The 19,507-nt window shown below is 68.1% G+C and carries 15 protein-coding genes and 3 pseudogenes; 4 read left to right on the forward strand and 14 right to left on the reverse strand.

What is annotated here, in order from left to right:
- Positions 1 to 21: 21 nt before the first annotated feature.
- From G4G29_RS12090 to G4G29_RS12145, 12 genes and pseudogenes are all read right to left on the reverse strand, one after another.
- Positions 22 to 957 carry an FtsQ-type POTRA domain-containing protein gene (locus G4G29_RS12090; protein WP_183150294.1) on the reverse strand — a complete coding sequence of 312 codons (936 nt, stop codon included), beginning with the start codon at positions 955 to 957 and terminating at the stop codon, positions 22 to 24.
- 3 nt (positions 958 to 960) lie between these two features.
- Positions 961 to 2,361, reverse strand: a pseudogene (murC, locus tag G4G29_RS12095) (UDP-N-acetylmuramate--L-alanine ligase).
- Between the two features lie 7 nt (positions 2,362 to 2,368).
- Positions 2,369 to 3,477 (reverse strand): annotated as a pseudogene (locus G4G29_RS12100) (UDP-N-acetylglucosamine--N-acetylmuramyl-(pentapeptide) pyrophosphoryl-undecaprenol N-acetylglucosamine transferase).
- The gene (gene ftsW, locus G4G29_RS12105; RefSeq protein WP_183150295.1) at positions 3,474 to 4,679 is read right to left on the reverse strand and encodes a putative lipid II flippase FtsW; all 1,206 of its coding nucleotides are present in this window, start codon (positions 4,677 to 4,679) and stop codon (positions 3,474 to 3,476) included. The pseudogene G4G29_RS12100 and the gene ftsW overlap by 4 nt, the downstream one beginning before the upstream one ends.
- Positions 4,648 to 6,183: a UDP-N-acetylmuramoyl-L-alanine--D-glutamate ligase gene (murD, locus tag G4G29_RS12110; RefSeq protein WP_183150296.1), complete on the reverse strand. Its 1,536-nt coding sequence runs from the start codon at positions 6,181 to 6,183 to the stop codon at positions 4,648 to 4,650. The genes ftsW and murD overlap by 32 nt, the downstream gene beginning before the upstream one ends.
- Positions 6,173 to 7,279 carry a phospho-N-acetylmuramoyl-pentapeptide-transferase gene (gene mraY / locus G4G29_RS12115; RefSeq protein WP_183150297.1) on the reverse strand — a complete coding sequence of 369 codons (1,107 nt, stop codon included), beginning with the start codon at positions 7,277 to 7,279 and terminating at the stop codon, positions 6,173 to 6,175. The genes murD and mraY overlap by 11 nt, the downstream gene beginning before the upstream one ends.
- Positions 7,276 to 8,687, reverse strand: a pseudogene (gene murF / locus G4G29_RS12120) (UDP-N-acetylmuramoyl-tripeptide--D-alanyl-D-alanine ligase). Before murF ends, mraY begins: the two are co-directional and overlap by 4 nt.
- Before the next feature lie 27 nt (positions 8,688 to 8,714).
- On the reverse strand, positions 8,715 to 10,493 hold the full coding sequence (locus G4G29_RS12125; protein ID WP_183150298.1) for a penicillin-binding protein 2: 1,779 nt from the start codon (positions 10,491 to 10,493) through the stop codon (positions 8,715 to 8,717).
- A 27-nt stretch (positions 10,494 to 10,520) separates the two neighbouring features.
- Positions 10,521 to 11,081: a hypothetical protein gene (locus tag G4G29_RS12130; protein WP_183150299.1), complete on the reverse strand. Its 561-nt coding sequence runs from the start codon at positions 11,079 to 11,081 to the stop codon at positions 10,521 to 10,523.
- A complete protein-coding gene (gene rsmH / locus G4G29_RS12135) occupies positions 11,078 to 12,016 on the reverse strand; it encodes a 16S rRNA (cytosine(1402)-N(4))-methyltransferase RsmH (RefSeq protein ID WP_183150300.1) in 939 nt (312 codons plus the stop codon). The genes G4G29_RS12130 and rsmH overlap by 4 nt, the downstream gene beginning before the upstream one ends.
- Before the next feature lie 102 nt (positions 12,017 to 12,118).
- Positions 12,119 to 12,550 carry a division/cell wall cluster transcriptional repressor MraZ gene (mraZ, locus tag G4G29_RS12140; RefSeq protein WP_017830220.1) on the reverse strand — a complete coding sequence of 144 codons (432 nt, stop codon included), beginning with the start codon at positions 12,548 to 12,550 and terminating at the stop codon, positions 12,119 to 12,121.
- A gap of 252 nt (positions 12,551 to 12,802) precedes the next feature.
- Positions 12,803 to 13,177 carry a DUF3040 domain-containing protein gene (locus tag G4G29_RS12145; RefSeq protein ID WP_183150301.1) on the reverse strand — a complete coding sequence of 125 codons (375 nt, stop codon included), beginning with the start codon at positions 13,175 to 13,177 and terminating at the stop codon, positions 12,803 to 12,805.
- An 85-nt stretch (positions 13,178 to 13,262) separates the two neighbouring features.
- Between G4G29_RS12145 and G4G29_RS12150 the strand changes: the two genes are divergently transcribed.
- Entirely contained in the window at positions 13,263 to 14,363 is a 1,101-nt protein-coding gene (locus G4G29_RS12150) for a polyprenyl synthetase family protein (protein ID WP_183150302.1), read from the forward strand.
- A 12-nt stretch (positions 14,364 to 14,375) separates the two neighbouring features.
- Here the strand turns inward: G4G29_RS12150 and G4G29_RS12155 are convergent, their stop codons facing one another.
- Positions 14,376 to 14,735, reverse strand: coding sequence for an Rv2175c family DNA-binding protein (locus tag G4G29_RS12155; protein ID WP_345941066.1), 360 nt, complete (start codon positions 14,733 to 14,735; stop codon positions 14,376 to 14,378).
- Positions 14,736 to 14,864: 129 nt separating this feature from the next.
- Here G4G29_RS12155 and G4G29_RS12160 point away from each other — a divergent pair, with 129 nt between their 5' ends.
- The 3 genes from G4G29_RS12160 to pknB all read left to right on the forward strand — a co-directional run bounded on the left by G4G29_RS12160 (position 14,865) and on the right by pknB (position 18,083).
- On the forward strand, positions 14,865 to 15,782 hold the full coding sequence (locus tag G4G29_RS12160; RefSeq protein WP_244631971.1) for a LysM peptidoglycan-binding domain-containing protein: 918 nt from the start codon (positions 14,865 to 14,867) through the stop codon (positions 15,780 to 15,782).
- Complete coding sequence (locus G4G29_RS22120) at positions 15,745 to 16,050, forward strand: hypothetical protein (RefSeq protein WP_244631973.1); 306 nt, start codon at positions 15,745 to 15,747, stop codon at positions 16,048 to 16,050. The genes G4G29_RS12160 and G4G29_RS22120 overlap by 38 nt, the downstream gene beginning before the upstream one ends.
- Positions 16,051 to 16,127: 77 nt before the next feature.
- Complete coding sequence (pknB, locus tag G4G29_RS12165; RefSeq protein WP_183150303.1) at positions 16,128 to 18,083, forward strand: Stk1 family PASTA domain-containing Ser/Thr kinase; 1,956 nt, start codon at positions 16,128 to 16,130, stop codon at positions 18,081 to 18,083.
- A gap of 65 nt (positions 18,084 to 18,148) precedes the next feature.
- Here the strand turns inward: pknB and G4G29_RS12170 are convergent, their stop codons facing one another.
- Entirely contained in the window at positions 18,149 to 19,489 is a 1,341-nt protein-coding gene (locus tag G4G29_RS12170) for a 3-deoxy-7-phosphoheptulonate synthase class II (RefSeq protein ID WP_183150304.1), read from the reverse strand.
- Between the last annotated feature and the right edge of the window lie 18 nt (positions 19,490 to 19,507).

Below are 19,507 nucleotides of genomic sequence, written 5' to 3' on the forward strand. Positions count from 1 at the left end.
GGCGTCCGTCACCGAAAGGCGTCAGCCGACGACCGCGACGTCGGGTGAGGTCACGTCGATCGATGCCGCATCCGGGTTCTTGACCATCGCAGCAGAGAGCGTGAGCGCCTTGAGCGCCGACTCCTCCGCACTCCCCCAGACCACCGTCATCCCGGTGCTGAGGGTCAACGTGACGTCGTCCGGCGTCGTCGCCCTCACCCCGCTGAGCGTCGCGCGGATGTCATCGGGGAGCGAGCGCACCACGAGTCCGGCACTCTGGAACGCCTTCGAGTCGACACCGCCGTCGATGTCGATCAACGGTTGCCCCGCCGGCTGCTCCGCCGTGGTGGAGAGGGCTACCCCTGCCGCATCCACGAGGGTGTACCCGGCGCTCGAACGGATCACTCCGACCGGGGTGCGCTCGACGATCCGCACCGTCAGGTCGTGGGGCGGACGCGCTTCGAGCGCGTACGTCTCGATGAGCGGGAACGCGAGCAACGAGGCTTTCACCTCGCTGGTGTCGACGAGGGCCAGCGGCGTGCCGAGCTGATCGCTCAGAGCCGCTTCGACCGCGGCGGGATCGAGGCTCGCCGCTCCCACCACCGTGATCTTCTGCACGGCGAACAACGGGCTGTAGGCCGCGGCGACGCTTCCGCCGATCAGGACCACGACGGCCCCGATGCCGCCGAGCCAGACGATCCTCCGTCGGCGGGACCTCTGGGTGAAGCGGCGGATCTCCGAGCGAAGGGCCTTGCGTCTGGCCCGCGCCGCGCGCCAGACGTCCCTGGTCGACGTCGGTTGCGTGCCGTCCGGCGACGCCGCGTCCGTCGACGAGACGTCGGCGCTCGCGTCGTCCTGCAGGGCGCTCTGGAGCGTCGGGACCTCGTCCGCTGCGCCGGCGCCGCGTCGTGGCGGACGCGTCGCCTCCGGCGCGGCCTCCTTCTCCGGGTTGTTCGGAAGCGGTGCAGGCCGACGCATCGACTACGCCCCGTCGGTCCGGCGCAGCGACTCCAGAACCTGCGGGATGATCTGGTAGACGTTCCCGCACCCGAGCGTGACGACGTAGTCCCCCCTCGCGTGCGACGGTGGCCGTGTAGTCGGCCGCGTCCTGCCAGTCGGCGACGTAGTGCACGTGCGACGGGTCGCGGAAAGCACCGCTCACCAGTTCGCCCGTGACGCCGGGGACCGGGTCTTCGCGCGCACCGTAGACGTCGAGCATCACGGTGTGATCCGCGTACTGCTCCAGGACGTCGGCGAACTCCTGGTACATGTGCTGCGTTCGTGAGTACGTGTGCGGCTGCTGGATCGCGATGATCCGACCCGCACCCGCGATGCTGCGCATGGCTTCGAGCGCTGCCCGCACCTCGGTCGGATGATGGGAGTAGTCGTCGTACACCGTCACGCCGCGTTCGATGCCGTGCTGCTCGAGGCGGCGCACCGTCCCGGCGAATCCTTCGACCGCTCGGACGGAGTCGGCGAGCGGGTGACCCAGCGCGAGGAGCACCGCGACCGCTCCCGCGGCATTGATCGCGTTGTGCACCCCGGGCACGGCGAGCTGCATGCGCACCTGCTCCGCCCCATGGCTGATGGTCGCCGCGACAGGGCCGGCCGCGACGACGTCGGTCACCCGTACATCTGCGTCCTCCGCCTCGCCGAACGTCAGCACACGGGGTGGGAGAGCCCGGCGCCGACCCTGAGGGCTCCGGCGTCGTCGCTCGAGATGACGACGGCCTCGGAAGCGGCGTCGGCGAACCGAACGAACGCGTCGTGGAAGGCCTCATCCGAGCCGTAGTGATCGAGGTGGTCGGGGTCGACGTTCGTGATCAGCGCGACCGCGGTGTCGTACAGCAGGAACGTGCCGTCGGACTCGTCGGCCTCGACGACGAACAGGTCATCGGAACCTGTGGCGCTCGAGGTCCCGAGCTGTTCGATGACCCCACCGTTGACGAAGTGCGGGTCGGCACCGAGTTCACGCAGCGCGGTGACGATCATGCCCGTCGAGGTGGTCTTGCCGTGCGCTCCGGCGACCGACACGAGCCGACGTGTGCCGATCAGCCAATGCAGCGCCTGGGAGCGGTGGATCACGTGCAGGCCCTTGGCCTTCGCCGTCACGAATTCGGGGTTCTCGGGCCAGATGGCTCCGGTGTGCACGACCGTGTCGGCATCGCCGAGATACGCCGCGTCATGACCGACGTGCACGGTCGCGCCGGCCGCGGCCAGCGCGCGCAGGTTGTCGCTGTCGGCGCGGTCGCTGCCGGAGACGCGGATGCCCGCATCGAGGAACATCTTGGCGAGACCGCTCATGCCGGAGCCGCCGATGCCGATGAAGTGTGCGGAGGTGATCGTCTCGGGTATGGGGAGGGAGAGGTCGGGTCTGATCATGTCCGCTTCAGTCTACTTTTCGTTCCGTCGAGGCGATCGCACCGGCGGCACCCAACGCGCGGTCGATCAACGAGATCACATTCGCGGTGCCGTTGCGGGTCCCCGCGGTCTCGGCTGCCGCGGCCATCCGATCGATCCGTTCCCGGTCTCCCAGCAGAGGGATCACGATCCGCCGAACGGCATCCCCGTCGAAGGAAGCGTCATCGAGGAGCTGAGCGGCTCCCGCGGCCACCGCAGAGGCCGCGTTCAGACGCTGTTCGCCGTTGCCGACCGAGTACGGCACGTAGAGAGCGGGGATTCCCAGGGCGCTGACCTCACTCACCGTCGCCGACCCCGACCGCGAGACGATGAGGTCTGCGAGCGCGAAAGCGAGGTCCATGCGGTCGACGTAGCGCCGCAGCGCGTATCCCTCCACCCCGGATCGGGCAGGTCGCTGCGCTCGCCGGTCACGTGCAGCAACTGCCATCCGGCTTCCAGAACGTCCCGCCAGGACCCCGCGATGGCGTCGTTGAGTCGTTGCGCGCCGAGCGATCCTCCGAAGACCAGCAGGACGGGGCGATCCGCGTCGAGGCCGAAGTACGCCGCAGCTTCGGCCCGCGTCGCCGCGCGATCGAGCGCGATGACCTCCTGGCGCAACGGCATGCCGACGACCTCGCTGCCACGCAACGGCGTGCCCTCGAACGCGACGCCGACGCCGGCGGCACGGCGGGCGCCCAGGACGTTGGCGAGTCCGGGCTTGGCGTTGGCCTCGTGCACCACGAACGGCACGCCCTCACGACGGGCGGCCACATAAGCGGGCGCCGAGGCGTACCCACCGAAGCCCACCACCACATCGACATCGTGGGCGCGGATGTGCGCACGCACTTGCGATATGGCGCGGCGGAACTTCAGCGGGAAAGCGGCAGCCTGCCTGTTCGGACGGCGGGGGAAGGGGACCTTGTCGACGATGAGCAGTTCGTATCCGCGCGCGGGGACGAGTCGAGACTCCAGTCCCTCTGCCGTGCCGAGCACGAGCACAGCCGCATCGGCATCGCGTTCACGGAGGGCGTCGGCGACGGCGAGCAGGGGGTTCACATGGCCGGCGGTGCCACCGCCGGCGAGGAGATACGAAGTCACCTGGTGACCCTACCCCGGCCGGCTGACTGCTTCTCGGTCACGGGAATCGTGCGCGCGAAGGCGAGCAGGACACCGCACGCGATGAGCACGGCGAGCAGGGCCGTGCCTCCTTGGGACATGAAGGGAAGAGGCACACCCATCACCGGGAACACGCCGATGACGACGCCGATGTTCAAGACGGCCTGACCGACGATCCACACCGTGATACCACCAGCGGCGACGCGGATGAAGGCGTCCGGCGTCTTCCGGATGATGTGGAAGGCGCCGACCGTGAAGAACGTGAACAGCGCGAGCACGACGATGCACCCGATGAGTCCGAGTTCCTCGCCGACGATCGCGAAGATGAAGTCGTTGCCCGCGGCGGGCAGCCAACCGTACTTCTCCTGCGAATTGCCGAGGCCCAGTCCGAAGATGCCCCCGGACGCCATCCCCCAGATGCCGTGGATCGACTGGTAGCAGTCGGTGTCGTACAGGGCCATGTTGTCGCAGGTCGCCGTGATGCGGCGCATACGGTCCTGGCTCGACAGCGCGTAGGCGAGCACCGCGGCGACGCCGAGCACCACCGGGATGATGAACAGTCGGAGCTTGACCCCTGAGAAGAAGAGACACCCGAGCAGGATGAGCACCAGCACCATCGCGGTGCCGAGGTCCTTGCCCGCGAGCACGGTTCCGATCGCCAGAGCACCGACCGGGATCACGGGGATGAAGACGTGGTGCCACGTGCCCAACATCGCCTGCTTGCGCAGCAGCACGGCCGCGATCCACAGGGCGAGGGCGAGCTTGAGGAACTCGGAAGGCTGGAGCGTGAAGCCGGCGATCTGGATCCAGTTCCGGTTTCCGCCGTCCGCGATGCCCAGCGGCGTGAACACGAGCAGTTGCAGCGCGACGGCGCCGAACAGCGCCGGCCACGCCATCTTCTTGAGGAACGCGACCGGCGTGCGGCTGATCAGGAACATGAGCGGGACCCCGAGCAGGGCGAACACCCCCTGGCGGAGGACACCGCCCATCGGGTCGTTGCCGCTTGCCACGGCGGTCGCGCTGGTGGCGGACAGCACCATCACCAGGCCGAAGAGCGTCAACAGCAGGGCGGTGGACGCGATCAGGAGGAACTCGGTCGACACCGGCGTGAACCGGCGGCCGAGCGAGACCCTGGCGGCGAGTCCGCCGGACTCAGAACGCGGAGGGCGGGACACCTGCGTCATCGGCGCTCCCCCGGTCTATCCAATTCCGCACCGCTTCCGCGAAGCGATGCCCTCGATCCGCGTAACCGGTGAACTGGTCGAACGACGCCGCAGCCGGGGCCAGCAGGACTGTGCCCTCGCCTTCGACGATCCTCGACGCGATCTCCACGACCCGGATCATGACCTGATCAGTCTCGCCAGCATCGACCTCGAACACGGGGACCGTCGGCGCGTGTCGCCGGAATGCCGCGACCACTTCGGTGCGCTCGACGCCGATCACGACCGCGGCACGCGCCGTCCCGCCGACATCGGCGACCAGATCGGCGATGTCGACGCCCTTGAGATCTCCGCCCACGACCCACACCGCACCGGGGTAGGCCCGCAACGACGAGGCGGCGGCATGCGGGTTCGTGGCCTTCGAGTCGTCGACCCAGGTGATGCCGCCGAACCGTGCGATGACCTGGATGCGGTGGGCGTCCAGCTGGAACGACTGCAGCGCATCGTGGATCGCCTCCGGCTCCACACCCAGCGATCGTGCGAGAGCGCTCGCGGCGAGGATGTTCTGCACGATGTGCGGAGCCGCGAGCCCCGCCTCGTCCAGAGCAGCGACCGTGGTGAGTTCGAGAGCGCTGCGCGCGCGGTCGTCGAGGAACGCGCGGTCGACCACGAGCCCTTCGACGATGCCGAGGTCGCTCGGGCCGGGGATGCCGAGGTCGAAGCCGATCGCCCTGGCCCCCTCGACGACCTCCGCCTCCTCGACCATGAGCCGTGTGGCCTCATCCGCCTTGTTGTACACGCAGGCGATCCGGGTGTTGCGGTACACGACCGCCTTGGCGTCGCGATAGGCCTGTGCGCTGCCGTGCCAGACCAGATGATCGTCGGCGAGGTTGAGGCACACGGCCGCGTACGGGAACAGCTCCCCCTCGGGCCGCGACTGGCCGAGGTACCAGAGCTGATGGCTCGAGAGCTCGACCGCCAGGACGTCGAAGCCTCCAGGGTCGCGTACGGCGTCGAGCACCGGGACGCCGATGTTCCCGCATGGTGCGGCCCGGAGTCCCCCCTCCACGAGCAGTGCGGCGGTGAGCTGAGTCGTGGTCGTCTTGCCGTTCGTCCCGGTGATGAGCACCCAGTCGGCAGGCGTGCCGTCGGCGCGGAGGACCTTGTCGCGCACCCGCCACGCGAGCTCCACGTCACCCCAGATCGGGACCTCGGACTCCTGGGCCCAACGGATGATCGGATGCGACGGCGAGAAACCGGGAGAGGCGATCACCACCTCGGGGTCGAAGGCCGACAGCGCGGCGGGGACCGCGGCGAGGGGACCGAGTTCGAGCCGGGCACCGATCACGGGGACCAGACGCTCGTACTCCTCTTCGGCGGACTCGCTGAACACGAACACATCGGCCCCGAGCTCTGCGAGCGTGTCAGCCGCGGAGAAGCCGGTCATCGACAGCCCGAGCACCGCGACTCTGAGCCCGCGCCAGTCGGCGTGCCAGCTGGTCAGCCCGGCGATGCGCTCAATCGACACGGGTGAGCCATTCGACGTAGAAGAGACCGACGGCCGAGACCGCCAGCAGGCCGGCGATGATCCACATGCGCACGACGATCGTGACCTCCGACCAGCCGCGCATCTCGAGGTGGTGATGGAAAGGGCTCATGAGGAACAGGCGCTTGCCGCGCGTGATCTTGAAGTACGCCCGCTGCAGGATGACGGACCCGGAGGACAGGACGAACACACCGGCGATCACCAGCAGGAGAAGCTCGGTGCGGGTGAGGATCGCCATCGCCGTGATGACGCCGCCGATCGCCATCGAGCCCACGTCGCCCATGAAGACCTTCGCCTTGGGGGCGTTCCACCACAGGAACCCGATCAGGCTTGCCGCGAACGAGGCGGCGATGATCGCGAGGTTGAACGGGTCGCGCACTTCGTAGCATCCGCCGAGCGCGTCGGGATCGCCGCCGATGCAGGGCTGCTTGAACTGCCAGAAGGCGATCACGCTGTAGGCGCCGACGACGATGACTCCGGCTCCAGCAGCGAGCCCGTCGAGGCCGTCCGTCAGGTTGACGCTGTTCGACGTCGCGACACCGATGATCGAGATCCAGACGAGGTAGAGGATCCACCCGAGCACGATGCCGAAGGCGAACAGGTTGAGCCAGGTGATGTCGCGGAAGAGCGAGATCGACGCACTCGCCGGCAGCTGCCCCCACTTGTTCGGGAAGTTCAGGGCGACGATGCCGAAGGGGATGATGACCACCAACTGGCCGATCACCTTGCGCCAGCCCGACAAGCCGAGGCTGCGCTGGCTGCGGACCTTCATGTAGTCGTCGATGAATCCCACTGCGCCGAAGCCGACCATCAGCCAGATCACCAGGATCGCCGAGAGCGCTGGTACCTCGCCGCTGACGTAGACACCGGTGAAGTAGCCCACGATCGAGCCGACGATGAAGATCACGCCGCCCATCGTGGGGGTGCCGCGCTTCGCCTCGTGGCTCGGGTTGTGGACGGACTCCGGGGTGCGGATGACCTGCCCCCAGCCCCACTTCCGGAAGAGTCGGAGGAAGACGGGAGTCAGGAACAGGGTGAAGGCGAGCGAGATCGCCGCCGCCATGATGAGTGACCTCACGAGAACAATTCTCCCAGACGATCGCCGAGATGCCTGAGGCCCACGGAATTGGATGACTTCACGAGCACGCGGTCGCCGTCGCGGAGTTCGCCGCGGAGGTACTCGTACGCCGCATCCTGATCGGGCAGATGCACGGCCTCGCTGTCCCACGACCCTTCGCCCACCGCCGCAAGATACAGACGACGCGCCTCAGGACCCACGACGACGATGCGCCGGATGTTGAGCCGGACGGCGAGCAGACCGATCCGGTCATGTTCCTCGCCCGCACTCTCTCCGAGCTCGCTCATGGCGCCGAGGACCGCGACCGTGCGCTCCTCGGGGCCGGAGATCTGCGCGAGCGTGCGCAGTGCCGCCGCCATCGAATCGGGGCTCGCGTTGTAGGCGTCGTTGATGATCCGGACGCGGTCGTTGCCGAGGGGCTGCATCCGCCACCGTTCCGCGATCTCCACCGTCTCCAGGCGCGCGACCGCATCGGCGGGCGCGACCCCGAGCACGACCGCGGCGGCGATCGCTGCCAGGGCGTTGGTGACATGATGCGCGCCGAGCACCTGCAGCCGCAGGGGCAACCGCTTATCCGCGACCTCGATGGTGCATGACGTACCGGCCGCCGAGACCGTGACGTCGGAGGCCCGCACCGCGGCGGCGGGGCTCTGTCCGAAGCCGACCACGTTCAGCCCGCGGGCGGTCGCGAGTTCCTGCATCGCAGACACCCGGGGTCGTCGACGTTGAGCACGGCCGTGCCGGGCACGCGTGCAGCCGAGACGAGCTCGGACTTCGCCTTCGCGGTCGCCTCGATTCCTCCGAACCCTCCCGCATGCGCCAGGCCGACCATCAGCACGACGGCGATGTCCGGCTCGACGAGGCCGGCGAGGTGCGCGATGCTCCCCGGACCCGCCGCCCCGAACTCGCTCACGAGGTAGCGGGTGCTCTCGGTGACCCGGAGCATGGTGACGGGAGCGCCGACCTCGTTGTTGTACGACTTCACCGGGGCGACGGTCTCGCCCTCATCCTGCAGGATGCGCGCGAGGAAGTTCTTGGTGGTGGTCTTGCCGTTCGATCCGGTGATGCCGATGATGCGCAGGCCGCCACCGGCCCTGACCCGGGCGACGACTTCACGGGCGAGATCGGCGAGCGCCGCGACGGCATCCGGGACGACGATCTGGCTTACGGGCACGTCGACGACGTGCTCGACGATGGCCAGCACGGCTCCTGCCTCGACAGCGGCGCCGACGAAGCGATGCCCGTCCGTCTCTGCGCCCGGCTTCGCCACGAAGATCGATCCGGGGACCATCGAGCGCGAGTCGGTGTCGACGACACCGTCCACGACGGTCTCGGCCGAATCATCTCCGGCAACGCGCAGATCACCGCCGACAGCGGCGGTGATCTCAGCGAGCGTCAGGGCGATCATTTCATCTCCATGCGCGGCTCTCGCCGACTATCCGAACTTGGGAAGGAGCGCGTCCATCGGGACAGAGGACGGCATCACGCGATAGGTCTTCATCACCTGCGTCATCGCCTTCTGGAAGGCGGATGCGGTGGCCGCGGACGATACAACCTTAGTCGGCTCGTCGAGGGTGACCACGACGACGTACTGCGGGTCATCGACCGGAGCGAACCCCACCATGCTCGTGTAATACACCCCGGCCTTGTAGCCGCCGTTCCCGTCCGACACCTGCGCCGTACCGGTCTTGCTGGTCACGCGGTAGCCGGGAACCTGGATGCGATCGGCGTTGCCACCCTGGACCGCCACGTTCTCGAGCATCCGAGTGAGCTCGGCCGCCGTCTGCTCCTTGATGATCTGCTCGTGCTTCGGCTTCTCGGGCGTCGCGACCGTGCCGTCCTCGGCCGTGCAGGATTCCACGAGCGACAGGTCGATCTTCTCGCCGCCGTTCGCGATCGCCTGGTACGCGCCGGCGAGCTGTGCCGCCGTGACCGAGTAGTACTGGCCGAAGGTCGTGGTGTACAGCGACTGGCTGTCCCACTCGCTGACGGGGTGCAGCAGACCGCCGACCTCCGAGGGGAAGTCGATCGTCTTCTGTCCCACACCGAAGCGCTGCAGGTAGTCGTATCGCACCTCGGGGCTCACCATGGTGCCGAACTTCGACAGCGCGACGTTCGACGAGTCGATCAGTCCGCCGGCGAGGGTGTAGTTGTATGCCGGGTGGCTGAACGCGTCGTTGATGACAGCGCCGTTGGGGAAGGTCTCGCGCGATGCGGCGCTGACCGTGCTGAGCGGGGTCAGCCCGGCGCCTTCGATCGCGGCAGCGGCGGTGATCGCCTTGAAGGTCGATCCGGGTTCGAAATCCTTGTGGAAGATCTGGCTGTATCGCGTCTCGGGTGTGGACGAGTCGAGGTCGTTGGGGTCGAGGGAGGGCCACTCCGCTGCCGCCCTGATCTTGCCCGTCTTCACGTCGACGACCGTCACGGTGCCGCCCTTGGCCCCCTGCTTCTGGGCCTCTTCGCCGATCATCTGCTGCAGGTACCACTGCAGGTCGCTGTTGAGGGTCAGCTGCACCGAACCGCCGTTGACCGCCGGCACCGTGCGCTCGCTGCCCGGGATCACGACGCCGTTGGCACCGGTGCGATAGGACTCCTCGCCGTCGGTCGGTGCGAGGCAGCCCTCGCCCAACTGCTCGATCCCGGCCTGCGCTGCCCCCGAGCTGTCGAGGAATCCGAGGATGTTTCCGGCGACCGCACCGTTCGGGTATACCCGGGTCTCCCGGCCCTCCATGTGCAGGTAGGCGAGGTTGTTCTCTCGCTTCAGGTCGCGCAGCTCGATGTACTGCTCGGTGGTGAGGGACTTCTTGAGCGGGGCGTACTGACTCTGCGAATCCTTCGCGAGTGCGTCGCTGACGAGCGCGCGGACCTCGTCGCCCGTCTGTCCGGTGATGGCCGCGATCTTGTCGGCGGCTTCAGCCCAGGGCAGTCGAGGATCGTTCTCTTCGAGCTGCATGATCACCTTCGGACTGAGCTGCGCGTCGTAGACCATCACGCTCGATGCCAGAACGGTGCCGCCCGAGTCGACGATCGAGCCCCGCTGTCCCGAGATCGTCTCGCCGACGCCGATCTTGGTCAACGATTGCGAGACGTGCTCGTCGGCGCTCACGACCTGGATGTCGACCAGTCGCACCACGAAGGCCGCCAGCACGGAAAGGATGACCGCGAGGGCGACGACGGTGCGTCGCCGCGGACCGCGGGTGGCTCGTGTCGTCATGGGATCTCTCCGTCGATCGTGTTCGGCTCAGTGGGTGGAAGGGCTCGGAAGCCCGTCGGTGATCGCCGGCGGGAGTTCCTGGGTCGTCTGTTTGGTCGCTCCCTCGTCGGTCGTGGTCTCCGCGGGCGGAGGCTCGACGATCAAGGAGTTGCTCACGGCTCCCACGCCGACGGGGTTCACGGTCGACGTCCAGTCCGCACCCGCACCGGTGCCGAACACGGCACCGTCGCTGAGGCGCAGGTACGACGGCGACCCGGCCACCACCATCCCGAGGCCTGCGGCGCTGCTCGCGAGCACCTGCGGCGAACTGAGCCCGGTGAGCTCCTCTTGGAGCGCGTGCGTGCGCAGGTCCAGTTCGCGCTGCTGGGAGGAGAGCCCGGCGAGGGTGAAGGAGTCCTGCGTGATCGCGAGCGACAGCCCGACCTGCGCGGCGCCGATCGCCAGCGCCCCGGCCAGAGCGACGAGGGCGTACGCGAGCTTGGGCTTGCGGCGGACGGCCGGTCGCGTGACGGGCTGCAGACGCCGCTGCGGCTCGCGTGTCGGCGCGATCGGCTGTGTCGGCTTCCGTACGACGGCATTCAGGCTCATGCGCTCTCCCGCAGTTTCTCGGCGGCGCGCAGGCGCACCGGGATCGCGCGCGGGTTGCGCGCGCGCTCGTCGTCATCGGCGAGTTCTGCGCCCTTGGTCAGGATGCGGAAACGCGGAGCGTGCTCGGGGAGCTCGACGGGGAGCCCGGCGGGTGCGGTCGAGGCGGCAGCCGCCGCGAACGCCTGCTTGACCAGACGATCCTCGAGCGACTGGTACGACATCACCACGATGCGCCCGCTCACCGCGAGGGCGTCCATCGCGGAGGGGATCGCGTCGGCGAGAACGTTGAGTTCGGCGTTGACCTCGATGCGGAGCGCCTGGAACACGCGCTTCGCCGGGTGACCGGCGCGCTGAGCGGCGGCGGGCGTCGCGGCGATGAGGATCTCGACCAGCTCGCCCGAGCGTGTGATCGGCTGCTTCTGGCGCGCGTCGATGATGAAGCGCGCGTACCGACCGGCGAGCTTCTCTTCGCCGTAGCGCTCGAAGATGCGTCGCAGATTGCCCTCGCTGTATGTCGCGATCACGTCGGCGGCGGTGACGCCCTTCGTCTGGTCCATCCGCATGTCGAGCGGAGCATCCTTCGAGTAGGCGAATCCCCGCTCGGCCTCGTCGAGCTGAAGGGAGGAGACGCCGAGGTCGAAGAGGACTCCTGCCGCGCCCTGCGCATGCAGCCCGATCTCGTCGTACACGGCGTGGACCAGGGTGATGCGGTCACGGAAGCGGGCGAGCCGCTCCCCCGCGATGCGCAGCGCGTCGGTGTCGCGATCGAGCCCGATCAACCGGATGTTCGGAAAGCGCTCCAGAAGGGCCTCCGAATGTCCGCCCATGCCGAGAGTGGCATCCACGAGCACCGCTCCGTCCGCATGGAGGGCGGGGGCGAGCAGCTCGACGCAGCGGTCGAGCAGGACGGGGGTATGGATGTCGCGGAGGTTCATGATCCTTCTCGGGGTGACCGTGGGCTCTGATCCCCCTCCGCTTCTCGACCCGGCACCGGGGAAGTGTGTCGGGGCGGGAGCGGCGGGGCATCACAGCCACGGTCAGAAGAGTCCCGGAATCACCTCCTGCTCGAGGTCGGAGTAGGTCTCCTCGCCGGCGGCGAGGTAGGCGTTCCAGCTCTCGGCATCCCAGATCTCGGCGTGGGCGCCGACTCCGGTGACGATGAGCTCCTTCTGCAGTCCCGCGTACTGGCGGAGGTGCGCGGGGATGGTGATGCGGTTCTGACTGTCGGGCATCTCCGCACTCGCACCGGAGAGGAACAGACGCATGAAGTCACGCGCTTGCTTGTTCGCGAGCGGCGCCTGACGGATCCGCTCGTGCATCGCCTCGAACTCGGCCGTGCTGAACACGTAGAGGCACCGCTCCTGGCCTCGGGTGACGACGATGCCGCCGCCGAGGTCTTCGCGGAACTTCGCGGGAAGGATGACCCGTCCCTTGTCGTCCAGCTTCGGAGAATGCGTACCCAGCAACATCGGCCATCACCCCCTCTGCGTCCGGCCAACTCGAGGTTGCGCCCCACTTTACTCCACTTTCCTCCACTTACCTACGACCAATCGGCCGCGGACATGTGGGTACGCCGAAGAACACTCCCAAGAACCGCAGAATTCCGCGGTGGAGCGTGGTGGAGGACCAGTGGAGGGAATCCGTGGTCAATGCGACGAAGGGTTAACGACAGAAGCCCGGATGCTCAGCATCCGGGCTTCTGTCGTTAAGTTCTGTGGGGATCAGTGTCCGTCTTGGCGTCGGTCCCATCGGTCGTTCATGCGATCCATGAACGAGGCGGATTCCTGTCGCTTGGTCGTGGAGCGCTCACGGGGCTCCGCCGGGCTCGATCGTCGCACGGGCGTGACGGCGACCATGACACCACCGAGCATCGCCGCGAATCCGATGACGCCGACCACGATGCCCCAGACGCCACCGAGGATCACGCCGGCCACGAGGCCGCCGACCCCGGCGAGCAGGAGCAGAGCACCGTAGACGAGATTTCGGTAGCTCAGTGCGCGATCACCTGACGGCGCGCTGACGACGTCGGCATCATTGTGGAGGAGATGGCGTTCCATCTCATCGAGCAGACGCTGCTCCTGTTCGGAGAGTGGCATTTCGTCCCCCTCGGGTATCGTGCCTTCCAGTGTACGCGCGCCGAGGCGTCCGGGGCTAGCCGTAGGCCCTCCCCATCCTTTACGTATGCTGGGAGTCGTGCCGTCTCCCTCCCCTGTCCCCGGCGCCGTCGCCGCTCGTCTCGACCACTTCCTCGCACGCATGCGAGAGGAATCCTCGGATCACGGACCCGACGCCGCCGCGTTCCTCGACGCCGCCGCCGCGACGCTCGAGGGAGGCAAACGCCTGCGCGCACGCTTCTGCCATGCCGGCTGGCGAGCCGTCTCACGTTTCGACGACCGCCGCGCGACCGAGAACGACGTCCTCTGGGACATCTGCACGTCGCTGGAGATCTTCCAGTCGGCCGCGCTCGTGCACGACGATCTGATCGACAACTCCGACACTCGCCGCGGCCGCCCGGCCGCACACCGTGCCCTCGAGGAGTCGCACCGCTCATCCGGGTGGTCAGGCGATGCCGAAGCCTTCGGCCGCGCCTCGGCTGTCCTGCTCGGCGACCTCCTCGTCGCCTGGAGCGACGACCTGCTGGAGTCGGCGCTGGACGGGCATCCGCACGCGCGAGCGGTGCGGTCCGAGTACGCGAAGATGCGACGGGACGTGACGACGGGGCAGTTCCTCGACATCGCCGAGGAATCCGCATGGAGCGTCAACGATCCGCGCAGCCACGCCGAGCGGGCGCTGCGAGTGGCGTCGCTGAAGTCCGCCAGGTACAGCATCGAGCAGCCGCTCGTGCTCGGAGGCGCACTCGCCGGCGCGGACGCGGATCAGCTCGATGCCCTGCGGCGCTTCGGGCACCCGGTCGGTATGGCGTTCCAACTGCGCGATGACGTCCTCGGCGTGTTCGGCGATGCCGCTCTCACGGGGAAGCCCACCGGCGATGATCTTCGCGAGGGCAAGCGCACCGTGCTCGTCGCCCTCACCCGCCAGGAGCTGGACCCGTCTGCGCGGAATCTCCTGGACGAGATGCTCGGAGATGCGGAGCTGACGCCCGCGCAGGTGTCGTCTCTGCAGGCGACGATCACCGACTCCGGCGCTCTCGACCGGGTGGAGACCATGATCGCGGACTACGCGCGAGAGGCTGACCGTGCCCTCACGGGCACCCGACTCGACAACGCGGCGGTAGGCGAACTGCGCGAGCTCGCCAGAGCAGCCACGGTCCGTTCCGCCTGAGGACCGCTCGCGTCAGGCGAGGGTGCGCGCGAGGCGGCGGACGGCGCTCTTGTGTCCGGCGAGCAGCGAATCGATCGGCGAGCGGCCGAGGCTCTCTTCCTCCGTGAGGAGCCAGTCGATCAGTTCATCGTCGGAGAAGCCCGCGTCCTGGAGCACGATGATGGTTCCCCGCAGCGAGCTGAGCGGATGCCCGTCGACGATGAACACCGCCGGCACCGCGAAGACGCCGCTACGACGGGATCCGACCAGGTAATGCTCATCGATCAGGCGGCGCACGCGACCGAGGGGCTCATCGAGCACCTCGACGAGGTCGGGCATCGTCAGCCACTCGACAGCAGCGGCGGAGGGGGTTCCGGCAACGTTCTCAGACACGATGCCACTATGTCACCTCCTTCCTGTCGTCGCATGTCGACGCTCCAGTCACATCCTTCACTCGCGTCACTTCTGTTGACTTCTGTTTACATCCGTGTCAGCGTGAAGTGCTCGAAAAGGGGGCCAGCCTTGACTACCAAGACCGCCGCACGTCGCACGCGAAGTGTGCAGATCGGCCTGCCAGCGGCCGTGCTCGGCGCCCTCGCGGCGTCTCTCACCGCTGTGCCGGCCACCGCGTCCACCACCGCCACCGACCTCCGTGCGGTCGAACGGGACCTCGCGCCCGTGCGCTTCGTGCCCACACAGACCGCACCATCGAACTATGTCGTGCAGCCCGGAGACACCATCTCGTCGATCGCAGCGAGGTTCGGGTTGCGCACTGCGGACGTCCTCGCCTGGAACGGCCTGTCCTGGCGCTCGGTCATCTATCCCGGCCAGGCCCTGACGCTGAAGACGACGTCGGCACCTGCGCCCGCACCGGCTCAGGCCCCCACAGCGAAGACACACACGGTCGTCGCGGGTGACACCGTCTTCGCGATCGCACAGAAGCACGGCACGACGGTCGACGCCGTGCTCGCGGCGAACGGGCTCACGCGCGCATCGGTGATCTACCCCGGCCAGACCCTCGCCGTATCCGGCTCATCGACCGCACAGGCGGCTGCCCCGGCGGCCCCTGCCGCCGCAGCGGCTCCCTCGCCTGCTGCAGCTCCCGCCGCCGCTGCTGCACACACCGTCGTCGCCGGCGACACGCTCTTCGCCATCGCACAAAAGCACGGCACTTCGACGAAGACGCTCTTCGCGCTGAACGGTCTCGGACCGTCGTCGATCATCTACCCGGGCCAGAAGCTCATCGTCAAGGCGGCGCCGACCCCCGCGGCGGCCTCGTCATCGACCGGGCAGCGTTCGGCCACTCTCTCTGCCGAGCAGGCATCGAACGCCGCTCATCATCCGGGTCGGACGCGAGCTCGGCGTCTCCGATCGCGCCATCGCCATCGCCCTCGCGACCGGCATGGTCGAGTCGGGGCTGCGCAACCTCGACTGGGGTGACCGCGATTCGCTGGGGATCTTCCAGCAGCGCCCCAGCACGGGATGGGGAACGCCCGCGCAGATCATGGACGCGGAGCGCAGCGCGCGAGTGTTCTACGGAGGGCAGGGCGACCCGAACGGACACCTCACTCGAGGACTCCTGGACATCCCCGGCTGGGAGAGCATGCCCTTCACCGCCGCAGCCCAGGCCGTGCAGATCTCGGCCTATCCCGACAAATACGGGCAGTGGGAGACGCAAGCATATGCCTGGCTCGCCGTCTACAGCTGACGACATTCTGAAAACCCGCCGGAGCGAGGGGTGAGCCGCTCCCCTGTCTTTCAGGCAGTTCTCCATAGAATTCTGACGTGACGACCAATCAGCAGGCCGACCCCCTCATCGGGCGGCTTGTCGACGGCCGCTACCGCGTGCGCGCACGTATCGCCCGCGGCGGAATGGCCACGGTCTACGTCGCCACCGACCTCCGCCTCGAACGACGCATCGCCCTCAAAGTGATGCACGCGCATCTCAGCGACGACTCCGCGTTCCAGAGCCGCTTCATCCAAGAGGCCCGCGCGGCAGCCCGCCTCGCCGATCCCCACGTCGTGAACGTGTTCGATCAGGGGCAGGACGGCGAACTCGCCTACCTCGTCATGGAGTACCTGCCCGGCATCACGCTGCGGGAACTGCTGCGCGAGCAGAAGCGACTGACCATCCCGCAGACCATCACGATCATGGACGCCATCCTCGCGGGGCTGTCCGCTGCCCACAGGGCCGGAATCGTGCATCGTGACGTCAAGCCCGAGAACGTGCTCCTCGCCGAAGACGGACGCATCAAGATCGGCGACTTCGGACTCGCGCGCGCCACCACAGCGAACACGGCGACCGGACAGCAGCTGCTGGGCACCATCGCCTATCTCGCCCCCGAGCTCGTGACCCGTGGCACGGCCGATGCCCGCAGCGACATCTACGCGCTCGGCATCATGCTCTACGAGATGCTCGTCGGCGAGCAGCCGTACAAGGGCGAGCAGCCGATGCAGATCGCCTTCCAGCACGCCACGGAGTCGGTGCCACGCCCGAGCGTGCGCAACCCCGCAGTCCCCGAACAACTCGACGAGCTCGTGCTGTGGGCCACCGAGAAGTCACCCGACGAACGTCCGGACGACGCGCAGCAGATGCTCGATCGGCTGCGCGAGATCGAACGCGACCTGGGGATCGCCCCTGTCGCTGCCAGGGCCACCGCCCCGCAGCACAGCTCGTCCGACTCCGGCGACCTCACCAAGGTCATGCCAGGCACCATGGTGATCGCCGACCCTGCTGCTCCGGCGCCTGCCGCGCTCGACAACGCCACGCTTCTCCGTCGACGCGCGGCGAAACGCCGCGCGCGCGGAGCGTTCCTCCTCACTCTCGTCCTGCTGCTGGCCATGCTCGCCGGCGGCGTCGGCTGGTGGTTCGGCTCCGGCCCCGGCTCCCTCGTCGCGGTGCCCGGCGTCTCCGGTTCCACGTACGACGAGGCCGCAGCCGTGCTCGTGGATGCCGGCTTCGTCCCGACACAGAAGGACGAGTCGTCGGTCGACGTCGAAGCCGGTTCGGTGATCGAGACCGACCCGGGAGAAGGCACCCGACTCGACAAGGGGACGACCGTGACGGTCATCGTGTCGTCCGGGCCCGCCGCACACGACATCAGTGCGGTCGCCGGTGTCGCCGTCGAAGACGTGCGAGCATCCCTCGAAGCCGCCAACCTCCAGATCACCGACGACGAGGAGTACTTCGGCGACCTCGACGCCGGCAAGGTCATCAACGTGCGGGTCACCCCGCGCGACGGCGGGGACGCGTTCGCGTGCGCCGAGGGGTGCACGGTGCACGAGCAGGACACCGCGACGATCCAGGTGTCCCTCGGGCCGGTGCCCGATGTCAGCGACCTCAGCGTCGCCCAGGCGACGGACGCCCTCACCGGCAAGCGACTCAAGGTCAATCCGGAGAACCTCTACCAGACCAGCGACAGCATCGGGAAAGATCGCGTCATCGGGATCGCCGACCGATCCGAGGCCGGGGCCTGGCGACCCGGCGAGACCGTCCAGCTCATCGTCTCGCAGGGACCGCCGTTGTTCGACGTGCCCGACGTCTCGGGCATGACCCGCGACGAGGCGACCGGCGCCCTGAACGATGCCGGATTCAAATGGGCGTATACCAGCGGCACAGGCCTCCCGGACTCGGTGTGGGACCTCTTCGCCAACGAGAACACGAAGGTCGAGTCCTACAGCCCGACCGATGCCCAGCGCAAGGGCACCACCATCACCCTGACGATGAGCTTCTCCGGCTGACGGCGGACACACGAAGAGGGGCCGGAACAGTTGTTCCGGCCCCTCTTCGTGTGTCTCTGGGTGTCTCAGCGCTTCTCGAGCTCCTCGGCGACGAGGAAGGCGAGTTCGAGCGACTGCATGTGGTTCAGACGCGGGTCGCACAGACTCTCGTACCGGGTCGCGAGGGCGGCCTCGTCGATCTGCTCGGAGCCGCCGAGGCACTCGGTGACGTCGTCACCGGTGAGTTCGACGTGGATGCCGCCGGGGAACGTGCCAACGGCGCGGTGCGCCTCGAAGAATCCGCGCACCTCGTCGACGACGTCGTCGAACCGCCGTGTCTTGTAACCGGTCGGCGTGGTGATGCCGTTGCCGTGCATCGGGTCCGTGACCCACAGCGGCTGCGCACCTGAGTCGCGGACGGCCTCGAGCAGCGGCGGCAGGGCGTCGCGGATCTTGCCGGCTCCCATGCGGGTGATGAACGTGAGACGGCCGGGTTCGCGCTCCGGATCGAGCTTGTCGATGAGCTCGAGCGCCGTCTCCGGAGTGGTCGTCGGTCCGAGCTTGACGCCGATCGGGTTGCGGATCTTGGAGAAGTAGTCGACGTGCGCGCCGTCGAGCTCACGGGTGCGCTCCCCGATCCACAGGAAGTGCGCCGAAGTGTTGTACGGCGTGTCCGTGCGCGAATCGATACGCGTCATCGGACGCTCGTAGTCCATGAGCAGGCCCTCGTGGCCCGTGAAGAACTCGACGCGCTTGAGTTCGTCGAAGTCGGCTCCCGCGGCCTCCATGAACTTGATGGCGCGGTCGATCTCGGCCGCCATGCGCTCGTAGCGCTGGTTGGCCGGGTTCTGTGCGAAGCCCTTGTTCCAGGAGTGCACCTCGCGGAGGTCGGCGAACCCACCCTGCGTGAACGCGCGGATCAGGTTCAGCGTCGACGCGGCCGTGTGGTACCCCTGGAGCAGCCGGCCGGGGTCCGCTGTGCGGGACCCTTCGGTGAAGTCGTAGCCGTTGACGATGTCGCCTCGGTAGGCCGGCAGCGTCACCTCGCCGCGGGTCTCGGTGTCGCTCGAACGCGGCTTGGCGAACTGCCCGGCCATGCGTCCCATCTTGACGATCGGCATCGAGGCGCCGTACGTCAGCACCACGGCCATCTGCAGCACCGTCTTGATGCGGTTGCGGATCTGCTCGGCGGTCGCACCGGCGAACGTCTCGGCGCAGTCGCCACCCTGGAGGAGGAAGGCCTGGCCTGAGGCGGCGCGCGCGAGGCGGTCGCGGAGGTTGTCGACCTCACCGGCGAACACGAGCGGCGGCAGGGCCGCGATCTGACGGGAGACGTCGGCGACGCGGTCCGCGTCTGGCCACTGCGGCTGCTGCTTGATGGGAAGCGAGCGCCATGCATCAAGGGCGTCGATGTGGTGCGGGAGCATGCGTTCCAGCCTAGTGGT

It is taken from the genome of Microbacterium sp. Se63.02b (genome assembly GCF_014171575.1).
Classification (GTDB): domain Bacteria; phylum Actinomycetota; class Actinomycetes; order Actinomycetales; family Microbacteriaceae; genus Microbacterium.

Bases quoted from the DNA above. Each gene is read 5' to 3' on its own strand.
- G4G29_RS12090 (WP_183150294.1), bottom strand. From the start codon at position 957: ATGCGTCGGCCTGCACCGCTTCCGAACAACCCGGAGAAGGAGGCCGCG.
- ftsW (WP_183150295.1), bottom strand. From the start codon at position 4,679: ATGACGCAGGTGTCCCGCCCTCCGCGTTCTGAGTCCGGCGGACTCGCC.
- G4G29_RS12125 (WP_183150298.1), bottom strand. From the start codon at position 10,493: ATGACGACACGAGCCACCCGCGGTCCGCGGCGACGCACCGTCGTCGCC.
- G4G29_RS12130 (WP_183150299.1), bottom strand. From the start codon at position 11,081: ATGAGCCTGAATGCCGTCGTACGGAAGCCGACACAGCCGATCGCGCCG.
- rsmH (WP_183150300.1), bottom strand. From the start codon at position 12,016: ATGAACCTCCGCGACATCCATACCCCCGTCCTGCTCGACCGCTGCGTC.
- mraZ (WP_017830220.1), bottom strand. From the start codon at position 12,550: ATGTTGCTGGGTACGCATTCTCCGAAGCTGGACGACAAGGGACGGGTC.
- G4G29_RS12145 (WP_183150301.1), bottom strand. From the start codon at position 13,177: ATGCCACTCTCCGAACAGGAGCAGCGTCTGCTCGATGAGATGGAACGC.
- G4G29_RS12150 (WP_183150302.1), top strand. From the start codon at position 13,263: ATGCTGGGAGTCGTGCCGTCTCCCTCCCCTGTCCCCGGCGCCGTCGCC.
- G4G29_RS22120 (WP_244631973.1), top strand. From the start codon at position 15,745: ATGGTCGAGTCGGGGCTGCGCAACCTCGACTGGGGTGACCGCGATTCG.
- G4G29_RS12170 (WP_183150304.1), bottom strand. From the start codon at position 19,489: ATGCTCCCGCACCACATCGACGCCCTTGATGCATGGCGCTCGCTTCCC.